We start from the raw sequence: 13,687 nt of genomic DNA on the forward strand, positions 1-13,687 counted from the left end.
TAATGGAGAAATCTAATCGGTATGTTATACCTGAGAGACGGATGAGGAGTTACCCAAGGGTTGTAAAAGGAAAACCTCAAAAATACCCAAGAAAAAGCCAGTCAATCTCTTAACTGACTGGCATTACTGCACTTGCAGGGCTTTTTTATTTGTTCTGACAAGATCAGAAGGCTTCATCCTGCGCCGGATCATGGTGCAAGGCATCATGAATGGCTTCGACCAGCTGCTGGGCAATTTCCTGCTTGGAGGCTTTTTCCAGATCGCGTTTTGGCAGATGATAGCCTTCAGCAAAGAACACCGTCATGGCATTTTCATCAGAGGCAAAGCCGATATCTGCACGGGACACATCATTGCAGGCAATCATATCCAGCTTTTTCGCCACCAGTTTGCCGGCCGCATATTCTTCCACATTGCGCGTTTCAGCGGCAAAGCCGACCATAAACGGACGTTTGTCCTGCTGCGCGATAGTCGCCACAATATCCGGATTCTTGATTAAGGCGATATCCAGTTCATCTCCGGATTTTTTGATTTTGTGTTCTGCAACTTCAGCCACGCGATAATCGGCAACCGCCGCGGTGGCAATAAACACATCACAGCCTTCATCCAGCAACTGCATACTGGTGTCCAGCATCTGCACGGCTGAAGATACATTAATACGGCGGACCCCGTTTGGTGTATCCAGACTGACCGGCCCGGCAATCAGCGTAACTTTGGCGCCAGCTGCATAGCAGGCTGCTGCCAGGGCAAAGCCCATTTTTCCAGTACTATGATTGGAAATATAACGTACCGGATCAATCGCTTCACGGGTTGGCCCGGCGGTAATCACCACATGCTTGCTGGCCAGTAAGCCAAATTTTTCAGCAATCGCACGCTGCGCTTTATGGAAATAATCGGTGACCTGACGCGCTAGCTCTTCCGGCTCAGGCATACGGCCCAGACCGACATCACCACAGGCTTGTGAGCCGGATTCCGGCATAATCACATGCACGCCATCGTCTACCAGCGTCGCCAGATTGCGCTGCGTAGCTTTGGCCGCCCACATCTGCTGATTCATGGCCGGTGCCACCCAGACCGGGGCACTGGTGGCCAGATATAAAGTCGATAACAAGTCATCTGCCAGACCGGCGGCAAATTTGGCCAGGGTGTCACAGCTGGCCGGTGCAATCAGCACCAGATCGGCCCAGCGTGCCAGTTCAATATGCCCCATGCCGGCCTCGGCTTCCGGGTCCAGCAACTGGGTATGCACCGGATTGCCCGACAACGCCTGAAAGGTCAGCGGTGTAATAAAGGCTTGTGCCCCTTCGGTCATCACCACCCGGACGTTAAAGCCAGCGTCCTTTAAACGGCGAACCAGAATGGCACTTTTGTAGGCGGCAATACCGCCAGTAATACCCACAATAATATTTTTATTAGGAATGACACTTAAATCAAAACTCACGAACAGCTTACCTTTCTGTTGCAGTGGGGCTCACAATAGCATTAAATATTGTCATTCCCAAGACATGTCTGGGCGAAATCCATAACAATTCATAACCAATAAGTCTAACAACAATGAACTTCAGTATTAAACATTGGCCGGAACAGGAGCGTCCGCGTGAACGCCTGATCCAGTACGGCGCGCACAGTCTTTCCGATGCCGAACTGCTGGCTATTTTCCTGCGCTCCGGCTCCCAGCAGTACTCTGCCGTTGAACTGGCCCGTCATTTATTACAGGCCTTTGGCAGCCTGAATGCGGTACTCGATGCCGCCCTGCCCGATTTAAGCCAGTTTCATGGCATGGGTCCAAGTAAATACAGCCAGCTGATGGCGGTCAAGGAATTGGGCCGGCGCTATACCGCCCAGCATTTGCAGCAGGACAAACTGGAACTCAGCTCCTCCCGGCTGCTACTGGACTATTTACGCTTTGAACTGCTCGGTGAAACTCAGGAAGTATTTGCAGTATTGTGCCTGGATGCGCAGCTGCGCAAAATCTGTTTTAAGAAACTGTTTTTTGGCGCGCTCAATTCATGTGAAATTTCGATCAACCAGCTGCTACGCTTTGCCATCCAGAAAAACACTACGGCGCTGGTGATCAGTCATAATCATCCTCAGGGACAGCCACAGCCCTCACCGGCCGATTTACAATTGACCCAGCGCATCCAGCAGGCCTGCCAGCTGGTTGATATCCGCCTGATTGATCATTGTATTATTGCTCCCGAAGGCAGTTTTTCCTTTGCTGAACATCAACTCATCAAGTCGACATTTTAAGCAGCGCAACATATTGACAAAAACCCGGCCAGCACAGAAGATCATGAAAAACTTAAGCTGATTCCCAGACATGATTGTACGTGACCAACCGAGCGTATTTAGGCTGTTATTTTCCTGGCGAGGTACCATCTTACCGAAGGTGTTACCGCCTTTGGGTGTGGTCATGTTGCTGTCGGCGATTGTCGGCGGCCTGTCCTATGTCGGGTATTTTCACTTCTCTGATTTCCCCCTGATCGGCTTTACCTTAATTGGGGTGGTGCTGTCGATTTTCCTTGGCTTTAAAAATTCGGCCTGTTATGACCGCTGGTGGGAAGCCCGCAAACTGTGGGGCATGTTAATTGCCAATGCGCGCCATTTTGACCGCGACTGCCGGATGCTGGCCCAAGGCCGCCGGGAACGGGTGATTCAGCATGTGATTGTGTTTGCCAATGTGTTGCGTGACCGTCTGCGCCATCAAACTGCCAATCCGACTGAACTGGTAGAAACCAGCGGTATGAGCCAGCAGGCCGTAACCCAGCTGTATCAACAGGCCAATGCGCCGCAATATACCCTCAGCCTGATTCAATGGGAACTAATGCAGGCCCTAAAAGAAGGTGAAATTTCCGATATTATTTACAGCCAGATGAACCAGCATGTGATGGAGCTTAGCCTGGTGCAAACCGGTTGTGACCGGATTGCCACCACCCCGCTGCCGTTTGCCTATTCGGTATTGCTAAACCGTACCGTGTACTTTTTCTGCTTTATGCTGCCGTTTAGCTTGGGCTCGACGCTGGGGCTGGCGACACCACTACTGGTCGGGATTCTGGCTTATACCTTCTTGGGGTTGGACGCCCTAAGCTCGGAAATTGAAGAGCCTTTTGGTACGCAAAGTAATGACTTGCCTTTAGATGCGATGGTGCGCACCATTGAAATCGAATTACTCTCGACTTTGGGGAAACCGACACCACCACCAATTCAGGCACAGGACAATAACCTGCTCTAAAGCAAAAAACCTCAGCCCAGCTGAGGTTTTTTTTGATGCTGAAATACGTTTACGCAGTCAGCGCCGGTGATAGATCGGCAAAACTTTCCCAAATTCCGACCTGCCCCGGTTTCAGGCTGGGAATATTGCCCAGTTTCATCCACGGCATATTTTCACCATGAAAATCGCTACCGACCGAGACTTTTAAGCCATGCTCGGCAATCATCCGGTCCACCATCTGCCGGGTAGAGCTTGGATCAATCGCCGGCGGTAACTCGACAGCATCCCCACCAAATTTGGCGAAAATTTCAATCAGGTAACGGATATTGGTCGCCGACAGATCATAACGGGTCGGATGCGCCAGCACCGCAAAACCGCCACTGGCATGAATCACCTGGATAGTGTCTTCCAAGCCCAAGCCTTCAAATTTCACATAGGCTTTTTTGCCTTCTTTAATGTATTTATCAAAGGCCTGCTGCGGCCGGCTGACATAGCCTTTTTCCACCAGGGTTTTGGCAATATGGGTACGGGTCACCCGATCCGGCACATTATCGACCTTGGCAATCACATCGGCATAAATATCTTCACCAATCAGCGGAATCAGCAGCTCGCAAATCTGTTTGGAGCGCGCGGCACGAATATTTTTTTGCTGGGCCAGCAGTGCCGCCATCGGCGCCGGATTTTGCATATTCAAGGCCACAATATGTACACCATAGCTTTTTTTGGTCGCTGGACGTGACCACTGGCTGGAAATTTCTACGCCAGATATGAGCTTAATCCCGTGATTTTTCGCTGCTTCCTGGGCCAATGCAATTCCGTCCATGCTGTCATGATCGGTCAATGCCAGCGTATGGATCGACAGTTCAGCTGCTGCAGCAATCAATTGCTGCGGACTTAAAGTTCCATCAGAAATATTGCTATGTGTATGTAAATCTACGCCGTGCATCTCTATACTATGACATTTATTTGATCAGATTTAGATACTCTAACATGAAAGCACTTTTAGACTTTGTGCCACTCATTATTTTCTTTTATTTATATAAAACTGTAGATCCAAAAGATACCAACCATCCTTTGCTGCAAATGATCGGCTCTGCCGGTGGTGTGGATAACAATAACATTCTTGTGGCCACCACCGGTCTGATCATTTCCATGTTAGTGGTGTATGGTGCGCTATTTGTGTCGCAAAAATTCCGTTTGGACAAACAGCAGTGGATTGTGCTGTTTATGACCGTGATTTTTGGTGGCATTACCCTGATGCTGAGCGATGACTTCTATATTCGCCTGAAAGCTGTGTTGCTGAATCTGGTCTTTGCTGGCGCCTTCCTGCTGTCGCCGTGGTTCAGCAAAGATCGCAAGCCGTTAATCCAGCGTCTGTTTGGACCAGTGTTTAATTTAAGCGACAAAGGCTGGCTGAAACTGAACTATGCCTGGGTCGGGATGTTTCTGCTAATGTCCTTCCTGCACGGTTTCTTTGCCTATATCTTTATGGGTGGAAAATACTGGGGAGAATTCACTGCTTTTGGTGACATGATTGTGATGTTTTCCTTTATCATTATTCAGTTTATTGTATTGCGTAAATACTTTAAAACTGCCGAATAAATCCTTCAGTCCGCTTGAGCGAGAATACCTTATGCCTTTATTTGTGGTGACCTGTACCGATAACGAAGGAACCGTCGAAAAACGTCTGGCCATTCGTCCGCAACATCTTGAACGTCTGCAACAGCTGGATGATGAAGGCCGTCTGATTGTCGCCGGTGCGATGCCGAAAGATCCGGCCAATCCGCAAGCGGGCTTTTATGGCAGTACCATTATTGTCGATTTTGATTCTCGTGAAGCCCTTGATGCCTGGCTGCAAGATGAGCCATTCCTGAAAGCAGGCGTCTATGGCCAGATTGAAGTCAAACCTTTTAATAAAGCATTTCCTAAAGGATAAGCTGCATGCGCGTTGTTGTCCCGAGTCTACTGGGTCTATCCTTCTTCTGTTCTGCACTGTGGGCCGTTGAACCGGCTGTACCCGCTGCTATAAATACCACGGCTCAAGTCACGCCAGCGGTCGCAACGCCAGCCAAACCGGCGATTATACCGGTTGTGGCCACCACCACAGCGCCGGCAACAGCCAACCAGCCGTTGACCGCTGAGCAGCTGGCCAAGAATAAAGCGGCACAGGAGGCCAAAATCAAGGCGCTGGTCAAAGATCAGGAAAGCCGCCTGCAACAGCTGGAAAAAGCCAATCTGGAAGCACTGGCGCAAAACCAGGAACTGCAGCTGAAAAATGACAATCTGGGTGTACAGGTTCAGGTCTTACAAAGTGAACGTAGCGCGCAGATGTTTCTTTACGGCGCTGCGACCCTGGCTGTCGGCGTGTTGCTGGGCTTTTTGGTGGCCAGCTATGTGTATACCAAACGTCGCCGTCAGTGGTAATGTTCTGCTTCATTAAAGGTAATCTGGGTGTTGTCTAATCGCATTCAAACCGCCGATCTCGATTGGCAACATATTGAGGGCATTGATGTCCCGGTGTCGAAACAGTTTGGGGATGTCTACTTTTCCAAGGACAATGGCCTGCTGGAAACCCGGCATGTGTTTTTAAACGGTAATGACCTGTCCGGGCGTCTGGCAGCCCTGCAAGATTATGAATATTTCTGTGTCGGAGAAACTGGCTTCGGCACCGGCCTGAATATTCTGGCCTTATGGCAATTGTGGCAACAGGTGCGTCCTGAGAATCACAGCCATTTACATGCCATTTCGGTGGAGAAATTTCCGCTTTCCAAAGCCGATTTAATTCGCGCCTTAAATGCCTGGCCGGAACTAAAACCTCTGGCCGATCAGCTGATTGCCCAGTACCCATTACCACTGGCCGGCTGTCATCGCCTGTCGTTTCCGGAGCAGCGTTTTTCTATCGACCTTTGGCTCGGTGATGCGCACGATGTCTTTCCGATGATGGCCAAAACCACACAGGTCAATGCCTGGTTTTTAGATGGCTTTGCGCCCTCCTGCAATCCGGATATGTGGGAAGAACAGGTGCTCAATCATATTATTCGCCTGTCAGATGTCGGCACTACCTTCGCTTCCTTTAGTGTAGCCGGGGTGTTAAAGCGAGGTTTAAGACAGCACGGGATTCATATTTCCCGGCCGCACGGGTTTGGCCATAAACGCGAAATGCTAAAAGGCATCTGGTTAGCGCCAGAAGAACCGCTTAGCCCAGAACGGGAAACTGAACCAGCAACCTCAGTTCCTTCGACCTCTGTACAGCAACGGCATATTGCCATTATTGGTGCCGGTATTGCCGGTTTAAGTCTGGCTTGGGCTTTTGCTCAGCGTGGGCATCAAGTTTCTCTGTATGATCAAAGCGCGCCACTGGCGGGTGGCTCGGGCAATCCACTGGCCCTGCTCAATCCGAAGCTCTGTGCTATTGAACAGAGCCATACCCATTTAATGACCCTGGCCTGGCAACATGCCTTAAATCATTATGCAAAGTTTCAGGCCTTCCGCCCGATTCAGGTCAATCAGCTTGGGCTAAAAAATCCGGAACAGCTGCTGGCACTGGCCGATCAATATCCGCCAGGTATTCTGGAAAAAGATTTAGACGCACAGCTGCGATCAGAATTTCCTGCCCTGCGTCTGCTACAGGCTGGCGCGGTGTCGCCACATCAACTGTGTGCGGAGATTCTGGCGCATGAGCGGATTCAATATCAGCAGGCCAAAATCACCCAGATTCACCCGACAGATCGACCGGAACTGTTCAGTGACAACCAATCTCTGGGCCAGTTTGATCATGTCTTTGTCTGCACAGCCCGTGAATCTGGCCAGTTTTTTGAACATTATCCGCTGTTAAAACCGATTCGGGGTCAGGTCAGCTGGCTGAAGAATACCCAGCAACCGCTGCGTTTAGATAGCGCCTATAGTTATGGCGGTTACTGTATGCAGCTCGATGCAGAGCAGTTGATTTTAGGCGCGTCTTTTTATCCGGGTCGGGATGATGCCGAAGTCTTACGAGAAGATCATGAACATAATCTGGCGCTGATCCGTAGCGTGTTCCCCGACTATGCGGACACCCTGCCTGATCCACACAGCTGGCAAGGCCGTGCGTCAATCCGTGCGCAAAGTCAGGATTATTTCCCGCTGCTTGGAGCACTTGAAACCGGACAGCAAGTCTATAGCCTGACTGGACTCGGTTCCAAAGGTTTTCTGTTTGCACCGCTATGCAGTGAAATTCTGGCCGCACAGATTTTAAATGAGGCCTGCCCGGTGCCGATGCAGGTACTGGAGAAACTTAACATCCGCCGTTTTCAAAAGAAAGCCAAAGCCAAGAAACCGTATTTTAAGGCCTAAGCTAAAAACGTTGTATAGATCGAGAATGATGGCCCGGTTTAGTTTGAAAGATCAGGCTTAGTGTGGAAGTCGAGGAGAGCATTTATTTTCTTCATTTAAAATGCTTGATCATATGAGGGAATGTTCTGATCTTTTTAGTCAATGATCAACAAAAAAGCGCCTGACGGCGCTTTTTGCTTATTGCCCTTGAACCAAAGGCAAACCAGCATCACGTGCAGCACGGGTACCGCCCATCAGCACCACATATTCACGTGAGCTGTCCAGCTCTTCTAACAATTCAGCCGCACGCGGCGCTTTGCTGCCACCGCCACATAAGATGTAAATCGGTTGATCCGCTGACACCTGAGTCAAGCTATCTGCTGACAAGTTGGCAATTGGCTGATTGACTGCGCCTTGAATATGCGCTTCAGCATAAGCACTTGCATCACGGACATCCCAGATGATTGCATTTTCTGGGAACTCAAATGTTGTAATTTCTTGCTTACGGATCATTGTGCACTCCTTTGATGTAAACAACACTTGGCAAATGAAGAAAACATCCCTAGCATCTCAGATATTCTTTCCATTTGTAAAGGTCTAAACTATGCCATCTTTCGATATTGTTTCAGAATTAGAAATTTTTGAAGTAAATCATGCAGTTCAGAATACTCAAAAAGAAATCGCAACACGTTTCGATTTCCGTGGTCAAGATGTTTCTATCGAACTGAATGAGAAAGCCAAAGAGATCAAAATCAAAACCGAAAGTGATTTCCAATGTGAGCAAGTATATACCATGCTGGAGAATCATTTTTATAAACGTAAGATTGATGTGCAGGCGCTAGACCCGCAAAAAGCCACGGCCTCAGGTAAAAACGTGATTCAGACGGTGAAGCTTAAAGATGGTCTTGACTCTGATACCGCGAAAAAAATTAATAAAGCCATTAAAGAAAGCGGCATTAAAGTGCAATCTTCTATTCAGGGCGACAAAATCCGTGTGACGGATAAAAAACGCGACACCTTACAGCAAGTGATGGCGTTTTTAAAAGAACAGCAATTTGGCCTGCCACTGCAATTTAACAACTTCAAAGATTAAGCTCTTTGCTCCCGCATAGGAATCGATCATGGCACAAGCGAATCGTTTAGCAAAATTAGTCAAAGCGACAGCAAAATTTCCACAGGTGATTCGCACCACTTTGTGGAGCAAAGCCTTTGGCCGGATCGTGCCTATGGTGGGGACAGCCAAATTAAAATATCTCGAAGTCAGTTCGGCCAAAGTGGTGGTGAAAATTGACAATCATAAAGCCATGCAAAACCATATTGGCCAGGTACATGCCTGTGCTATGGCGCTAATTGCAGAAACCGCCACCGGCTTTGTGACCGGCATGAATGTGCCCGATCACTCGATTGTGTTAATTAAAAGCTTTAAAGTTGATTTTAAACGCCCGACGCAAGGCGCCATGACCGCAGTCGCAACGCTGACAGCAGAACAGCAGCACTTGATGCAACACACCGAAAAAGGTGAAACGCTGGTTGCGGTCGAAGTGACCGATGAATCGGGTGAAGCACCAATTCAATGTGAAATGCTCTGGGCCTGGGTCAGTAAAGATCAGCTTAAAAAAGCCCGTTAACCCGCTTTAAACCATAAAAAAACCCCAGTTTCAGAACTGGGATTTTTGATCTTTGAGTGCACAAATTATACAGCTTGCGATTCCAGATACTTCTGCTTCACTTCCTCGGAAATCTGACGCTTGTTGCCTTTGACATCTACCGCGACAAAGGTAAAGACGCCTTCGGTAACGCGTTTTGCTGCACGTGAACTGTCATGGCTGTCCCAGACTTCAATCTGCATCTGAATTGAGGTATTGCCCAGTTTCAGGATTTTGGTATAGCAGCTGATCACATCACCCACTTTCACAGGCACCAGAAAGGTCATCTGGTTAATGGCAATGGTGGCACAGCGACCTTGGGTAAAACGCTCGGCATGAATTGCCCCGGCCAAGTCCATCTGCGAAACAATCCAGCCCCCGAACACATCTCCACTCCAGTTGGTATCGGCAGGCATAGCAATGGTTTGAAGAGAGAGCGTCCCTTCCGGTTTTAGTTGAGAATCTGACACATTCGCTCCGGGCGTGATTAAGGGTTTGAAGTTAAGTGCTGATCTAACCACTGTTTCAGTTCGGTCGATCTTAATGCGCCGCTTATTCTAGCAATTTCGGTGGTCTTATTCATCAACACCAGCGTGGGAATACTGCGCACATTAAAAGCACTGCTTAAACGCGGATTTTCTTCAGTATTAATTTTAGCAAAAATTACTTGCGGATATTGCGCCGCAACCTGGGCAAAATGCGGCGCCATCATCTTGCAGGGTCCACACCACTCTGCCCACAGGTCGATCAGGATTGGCAAATCACTGTGCTGGATAAACTGGCTAAAATTCTGCTCATTCAGGTCAATCGGCGCCAGTGGAATTAAAGCCTGATGACATTGTCCGCATGTTGGATGGGCAGTTAGCTTATCCTCCGGAACACGGTTTTTGGCACTACAGGCTGGACAGACAACAATCATTTAGCTTACTCCAATATGCTGATGTAGAAATTCTAATTGAGTCTTGACGGCTTTTTCAAAATATTGGCCATGATAAACATCAAAATGCTGCATATCCCATTCATGATATTGCACATAAGGCGCAATATTGGTGGCTGTTTCACGACTCGATTCAATCGGGATCAGGCTGTCGCGTTTGGCGGCAATAAACAGCACCGGAATATTAATCTGGCGCACATCCTGAATCGGCCGATAACGGATCAGATGAAACAGCGCCCGTGCCGGAATCTCGCCACTCCAGTAAAAATCTGGATGTAAAATCGACAGATAACCTTCATAACTATCCGCCGTCGGTAAGAAACACAGCCCTTTCGGATCAACTACCGGCAAGGTTTTTGGCATTAAGCCGACTTTAGCGCCCATATAATCCTGACTGGAAATTTTTAAGGCACGTGGCAGCTGCTGAATCGGATACAGCTTGGCACTGGCCGCTCCATCCACAAATGGCACCTGCACCATCACCGCTTTTAAATGGTTTAACTGCGAAGCCAAAGTTAAAACATAGCCGCCACTTAGCGCTGTACCCCACAGGATAATCCGCCGCCCATCCACCGATTGCCGTTCCTGTACATGTGAAATCATGGTACGCCAGTCATCCAGCTGCCGCGACAACGACACCAGCTCCCGCGGACGCCCGGTACTGCCGCCCCAATAGCGATAATCAAACAGCACCACCGCATAACCGGCGCGGGCAAAGCGTTTGGCATATTGCACCAACTTGAACTGACGCAGGCCGGCCAGACCATGCGCCATTAAAATTACGGCTGGTTTAGTGGAAGTTTTTGGCAGGTAAAAATCGGCAGCAATGACCTCCTGACCGCTTTTGACATAGAGAGGCTCGACAGTATAGGCATGCATGGCTGCTCCAGTGCGTTGTTTTATGGTTGTAATCGTTTATAAATATTTCAGAACAATCTGCGCGAAAATCTGGCTAGTGGTATTATAGAGCATAATATTCAGATATGGATGATGGAGTGGCATTATGAGTGAGCATGTTGGCTTTGCAGGTCAAATTGGCCCGGAACACGTAACCCAAGTGGTTGAAAAAGGCTTTAAATCAATTATTAACAACCGTCCAGACATGGAAGGTGGCCCGGAACAACCGACCAGCGCACAAATTGAAGATGCAGCGCGTAATGCAGGGTTAGATTATGTCTATCAACCGGTGGTGGCTGGGCAAATCACCGAATTAGACGTCCGCACCTTTGCCAATCACTTTAATGAATTGCCAAAACCGGTTCTGATGTTCTGCCGTACCGGCAACCGCTCAAACAACTTATATCAACTGGCCAAACAAATGGACCTGTTAGATGACTAAGTCGTTGTGGATGGGGATGGTTTTGGCACTCTCAATGACCACGACCTCCCTATGCGTTGCTGCCAGTGATTTTAGCCGTGCGTTAAATGCCAATCTTAGTGTTTCTGGGCAAATGACACCTGAGAAATTTAAGATCTTGCTGCAAGATGGGTTTAAATCAGTGATTGTGAACCGCCCTGATCAGGAAGCAGGTAACACGGTGAAAGTGAATCAATTACGTGACATTGCCGAGAAATCCCGGGTTAGCGTGATTTATCAACCCGTAAGCAGCGGTGCAATTTCTCAGGCCGATGTGCAGGAGTTTGCGAAGTACTATAACGAACTGCCGAAACCGATTTTAATGGTCTGTCGTAGTGGTTCACGTTCGGCAGCCCTATTTAATCAGGCAAAAAATCAGGGGTTATTACATGAATAAAATCTGGATCATGCTGATTTGTGCATGTGTACTGGCAGGTTGTAGCTCCATGGATGTCCGCCCAACGGTGGGGGTGAGTGTGGGGACTACACTTTAATATCAAATTTAAAAAACGTGAATGTACAATAGATATTTGAAGTACTCAGCTCGTTAATGAATTGAAGTGTAACTATTTGATAAAAAACCCTCTAAATAGAGGGTTTTTTTATATATTCGATAGTATCTCTCTTTATTGAAATTGCTCCTATGTACGACATTATTACTATTGGTGCAGGCACAGCAGGAATCACTGCTTATCAAGAAGCCATTAAGCACACACAAAATATTCTTATTATTAATGACGGTTCCTGGGACACCACCTGTGCCCGAGTGGGCTGTATGCCCAGTAAAGTGCTGATTTCTGCTGCACATCGCCTACACGATTTGCAAGAAGCAGATAAAGTTGGTCTCAACATCAAAGCCCAGGTCGATACCACACAGGTGATGCCGCATGTCCGCGCTTTACGTGACCATTTCACCCAGGCCACTTTAAAAGAAGTCGAAAGCTGGGATGCACAACACAAAATTCAAGGCAAGGCAGAGTTTATTGATGCTCAAACCGTACAGGTGAACCAACAGCAATATCAGGCCAAAGCCTTTATTCTGGCTGTCGGCTCTACCCCAACCTATGACGCTGAATGGAAGCAGCAGCTCGGTGAACGACTGATTACCTCAGATCAAATCTTTGAACTAGACGCCATCCCTAAATCTTTAGCCGTGATTGGCAGTGGTGTCATTGCACTGGAGCTGGCTCAAGCCATGCAAAGGTTGGGCTGTGATACGACAATATTCGCACGAAGCCGTCGTGTTGGTGCACTGACCAGTCCTGATCTACAACAACTCGCCCAAGAACTTCTCAGTAATGAATTAAAGATTAAGTTTGAAGTCTTACCGCAAAACGTGGAAAAGGTAGGCAATCAGGTCAAGCTTGAGTTTAGCGAGCAAGGTCAAACGCAGCACCTTATGGTTGATTATGTACTGGTGGCCACCGGCCGTCGTAGTCATTTAGATTCGCTGAATCTACAACAGATTGACTCTCAATTCGGTAATCTTAAAGAGCTACCGATTGATCCACAAACCAAACAACTGGGAAATTACCCAATTTTTGTGGTTGGTGATGCACATACCTCTACCCCCATTCAGCATGAAGCAGCCCATGAAGGCCGAGGTGCAGTGCATAACTGCCTCAATTATCCAAAACTGAAGAATTTAAAAGACTTAACACCGCTGAGTATTGTGTTTAGTCAACCGGAAATGGCAATTGCTGGCCAAAGCTATAAACAGCTTAAAAACAAGAACATCGACTTTGTGATTGGAAAAGTGTCTTATGAGCGTCAAGGTCGGGCGATGGTTCTGGCTAAAAATAAGGGTGCTGTCGAAATTTATATTGATAAACGTACACGCCAATTATTAGGTGCAGAACTCTTTGTAAAATCTGCCGAACATTTTGCCCATACTTTTGCCTGGCTAATTGATGAAGGGGTAACGTTAGATGAACTTCTTGCTAAGCCTTTCTATCACCCGACGCTTGAAGAAGGTTTAAGAACGGCTTTAAAACATGCTCGCCGACAGTTGAGAAATCAAGAGGAAGGTTAATCTTCTCTATTTTTCTCATTTCACTGTCATTTTGATTCTACTTATCTTTATTTCCCACACAAATTTCCCGCATAAAAAAATCCCCCTGCTATTTAAGCTAGGGGGATTTTGAATTAATGAGCTGGCGATGACTTACTCTCACATGGGTAACCCCACACTACCATCAGCGCTAAGAGGTTTCACTTCTGAGTTCGGG

17 protein-coding genes are annotated in these 13,687 nt (G+C 47.9%); 11 read left to right on the top strand and 6 right to left on the bottom strand.

What is annotated here, in order from left to right; translation table 11 throughout:
- Positions 1-163: 163 nt before the first annotated feature.
- A complete protein-coding gene (gene coaBC, locus FTU86_RS12935; protein WP_005182280.1) occupies positions 164-1,438 on the bottom strand; it encodes a bifunctional phosphopantothenoylcysteine decarboxylase/phosphopantothenate--cysteine ligase CoaBC in 1,275 nt (424 codons plus the stop codon).
- Between the two features lie 113 nt (positions 1,439-1,551).
- Between coaBC and radC the strand changes: the two genes are divergently transcribed.
- Both radC and FTU86_RS12945 read left to right on the top strand, forming a co-directional pair.
- A complete protein-coding gene (gene radC / locus FTU86_RS12940; protein WP_005182279.1) occupies positions 1,552-2,247 on the top strand; it encodes a DNA repair protein RadC in 696 nt (231 codons plus the stop codon).
- 70 nt (positions 2,248-2,317) lie between these two features.
- Positions 2,318-3,229 carry a bestrophin family protein gene (locus FTU86_RS12945; RefSeq protein WP_005182277.1) on the top strand — a complete coding sequence of 304 codons (912 nt, stop codon included), beginning with the start codon at positions 2,318-2,320 and terminating at the stop codon, positions 3,227-3,229.
- A 49-nt stretch (positions 3,230-3,278) separates the two neighbouring features.
- On the opposite strand, the gene FTU86_RS12950 is transcribed toward FTU86_RS12945, so the two are convergent.
- A complete protein-coding gene (locus FTU86_RS12950; RefSeq protein WP_160241625.1) occupies positions 3,279-4,154 on the bottom strand; it encodes a PHP domain-containing protein in 876 nt (291 codons plus the stop codon).
- Positions 4,155-4,198: 44 nt separating this feature from the next.
- Between FTU86_RS12950 and FTU86_RS12955 the strand changes: the two genes are divergently transcribed.
- The 4 genes from FTU86_RS12955 to mnmC are packed head-to-tail and all read left to right on the top strand — an operon-like array spanning position 4,199 to position 7,540.
- On the top strand, positions 4,199-4,810 hold the full coding sequence (locus FTU86_RS12955; protein ID WP_104473306.1) for a septation protein IspZ: 612 nt from the start codon (positions 4,199-4,201) through the stop codon (positions 4,808-4,810).
- 31 nt (positions 4,811-4,841) lie between these two features.
- The gene (locus FTU86_RS12960; protein ID WP_005182271.1) at positions 4,842-5,144 is read left to right on the top strand and encodes a YciI family protein; all 303 of its coding nucleotides are present in this window, start codon (positions 4,842-4,844) and stop codon (positions 5,142-5,144) included.
- Between the two features lie 5 nt (positions 5,145-5,149).
- The gene (locus FTU86_RS12965) at positions 5,150-5,632 is read left to right on the top strand and encodes a hypothetical protein (protein WP_160241626.1); all 483 of its coding nucleotides are present in this window, start codon (positions 5,150-5,152) and stop codon (positions 5,630-5,632) included.
- A gap of 30 nt (positions 5,633-5,662) precedes the next feature.
- Positions 5,663-7,540, top strand: coding sequence for an FAD-dependent 5-carboxymethylaminomethyl-2-thiouridine(34) oxidoreductase MnmC (gene mnmC / locus FTU86_RS12970; protein ID WP_171502430.1), 1,878 nt, complete (start codon positions 5,663-5,665; stop codon positions 7,538-7,540).
- A gap of 177 nt (positions 7,541-7,717) precedes the next feature.
- Here the strand turns inward: mnmC and FTU86_RS12975 are convergent, their stop codons facing one another.
- Complete coding sequence (locus FTU86_RS12975; protein ID WP_005182260.1) at positions 7,718-8,032, bottom strand: rhodanese-like domain-containing protein; 315 nt, start codon at positions 8,030-8,032, stop codon at positions 7,718-7,720.
- 91 nt (positions 8,033-8,123) lie between these two features.
- On the opposite strand from FTU86_RS12975, the gene FTU86_RS12980 reads away from it, so the two are divergent.
- Positions 8,124-8,612 carry a YajQ family cyclic di-GMP-binding protein gene (locus tag FTU86_RS12980; protein ID WP_005182257.1) on the top strand — a complete coding sequence of 163 codons (489 nt, stop codon included), beginning with the start codon at positions 8,124-8,126 and terminating at the stop codon, positions 8,610-8,612.
- Positions 8,613-8,640: 28 nt separating this feature from the next.
- Positions 8,641-9,147 carry a DUF4442 domain-containing protein gene (locus FTU86_RS12985; protein ID WP_016659551.1) on the top strand — a complete coding sequence of 169 codons (507 nt, stop codon included), beginning with the start codon at positions 8,641-8,643 and terminating at the stop codon, positions 9,145-9,147.
- Between the two features lie 65 nt (positions 9,148-9,212).
- Here FTU86_RS12985 and FTU86_RS12990 read toward each other — a convergent pair whose 3' ends face one another.
- From FTU86_RS12990 to FTU86_RS13000, 3 genes are all read right to left on the bottom strand, one after another.
- Complete coding sequence (locus FTU86_RS12990; protein WP_171525181.1) at positions 9,213-9,581, bottom strand: acyl-CoA thioesterase; 369 nt, start codon at positions 9,579-9,581, stop codon at positions 9,213-9,215.
- 71 nt (positions 9,582-9,652) lie between these two features.
- Positions 9,653-10,084, bottom strand: coding sequence for a thioredoxin TrxC (gene trxC / locus FTU86_RS12995; RefSeq protein WP_016659552.1), 432 nt, complete (start codon positions 10,082-10,084; stop codon positions 9,653-9,655).
- Positions 10,085-10,981: an alpha/beta hydrolase gene (locus FTU86_RS13000; protein ID WP_005182237.1), complete on the bottom strand. Its 897-nt coding sequence runs from the start codon at positions 10,979-10,981 to the stop codon at positions 10,085-10,087.
- A gap of 124 nt (positions 10,982-11,105) precedes the next feature.
- On the opposite strand from FTU86_RS13000, the gene FTU86_RS13005 reads away from it, so the two are divergent.
- The 3 genes from FTU86_RS13005 (at position 11,106) to FTU86_RS13015 (ending at position 13,491) form a co-directional block, all read left to right on the top strand.
- Positions 11,106-11,441, top strand: a complete 336-nt coding sequence (locus tag FTU86_RS13005) for a TIGR01244 family sulfur transferase (RefSeq protein ID WP_005182227.1) — start codon at positions 11,106-11,108, stop codon at positions 11,439-11,441.
- Entirely contained in the window at positions 11,434-11,856 is a 423-nt protein-coding gene (locus FTU86_RS13010; protein ID WP_127800592.1) for a beta-lactamase hydrolase domain-containing protein, read from the top strand. Before FTU86_RS13005 ends, FTU86_RS13010 begins: the two co-directional genes overlap by 8 nt.
- 246 nt (positions 11,857-12,102) lie before the next feature.
- Complete coding sequence (locus tag FTU86_RS13015; protein ID WP_160241628.1) at positions 12,103-13,491, top strand: dihydrolipoyl dehydrogenase; 1,389 nt, start codon at positions 12,103-12,105, stop codon at positions 13,489-13,491.
- Positions 13,492-13,687: the final 196 nt, after the last annotated feature.

This window comes from Acinetobacter sp. YH12155 (assembly GCF_013418255.1).
Lineage (GTDB): Bacteria > Pseudomonadota > Gammaproteobacteria > Pseudomonadales > Moraxellaceae > Acinetobacter > Acinetobacter indicus.

What these genes read in the sequence shown, in the direction of transcription:
- radC (WP_005182279.1), top strand. Translation starts at nt 1,552, where the DNA reads ATGAACTTCAGTATTAAACATTGGCCGGAACAGGAGCGTCCGCGTGAA.
- FTU86_RS12945 (WP_005182277.1), top strand. Translation starts at nt 2,318, where the DNA reads ATGATTGTACGTGACCAACCGAGCGTATTTAGGCTGTTATTTTCCTGG.
- FTU86_RS12950 (WP_160241625.1), bottom strand. Translation starts at nt 4,154, where the DNA reads ATGCACGGCGTAGATTTACATACACATAGCAATATTTCTGATGGAACT.
- FTU86_RS12955 (WP_104473306.1), top strand. Translation starts at nt 4,199, where the DNA reads ATGAAAGCACTTTTAGACTTTGTGCCACTCATTATTTTCTTTTATTTA.
- FTU86_RS12960 (WP_005182271.1), top strand. Translation starts at nt 4,842, where the DNA reads ATGCCTTTATTTGTGGTGACCTGTACCGATAACGAAGGAACCGTCGAA.
- FTU86_RS12965 (WP_160241626.1), top strand. Translation starts at nt 5,150, where the DNA reads ATGCGCGTTGTTGTCCCGAGTCTACTGGGTCTATCCTTCTTCTGTTCT.
- FTU86_RS12975 (WP_005182260.1), bottom strand. Translation starts at nt 8,032, where the DNA reads ATGATCCGTAAGCAAGAAATTACAACATTTGAGTTCCCAGAAAATGCA.
- FTU86_RS12980 (WP_005182257.1), top strand. Translation starts at nt 8,124, where the DNA reads ATGCCATCTTTCGATATTGTTTCAGAATTAGAAATTTTTGAAGTAAAT.
- FTU86_RS12985 (WP_016659551.1), top strand. Translation starts at nt 8,641, where the DNA reads ATGGCACAAGCGAATCGTTTAGCAAAATTAGTCAAAGCGACAGCAAAA.
- FTU86_RS12990 (WP_171525181.1), bottom strand. Translation starts at nt 9,581, where the DNA reads ATGCCTGCCGATACCAACTGGAGTGGAGATGTGTTCGGGGGCTGGATT.
- trxC (WP_016659552.1), bottom strand. Translation starts at nt 10,084, where the DNA reads ATGATTGTTGTCTGTCCAGCCTGTAGTGCCAAAAACCGTGTTCCGGAG.
- FTU86_RS13000 (WP_005182237.1), bottom strand. Translation starts at nt 10,981, where the DNA reads ATGCATGCCTATACTGTCGAGCCTCTCTATGTCAAAAGCGGTCAGGAG.
- FTU86_RS13005 (WP_005182227.1), top strand. Translation starts at nt 11,106, where the DNA reads ATGAGTGAGCATGTTGGCTTTGCAGGTCAAATTGGCCCGGAACACGTA.
- FTU86_RS13010 (WP_127800592.1), top strand. Translation starts at nt 11,434, where the DNA reads ATGACTAAGTCGTTGTGGATGGGGATGGTTTTGGCACTCTCAATGACC.
- FTU86_RS13015 (WP_160241628.1), top strand. Translation starts at nt 12,103, where the DNA reads ATGTACGACATTATTACTATTGGTGCAGGCACAGCAGGAATCACTGCT.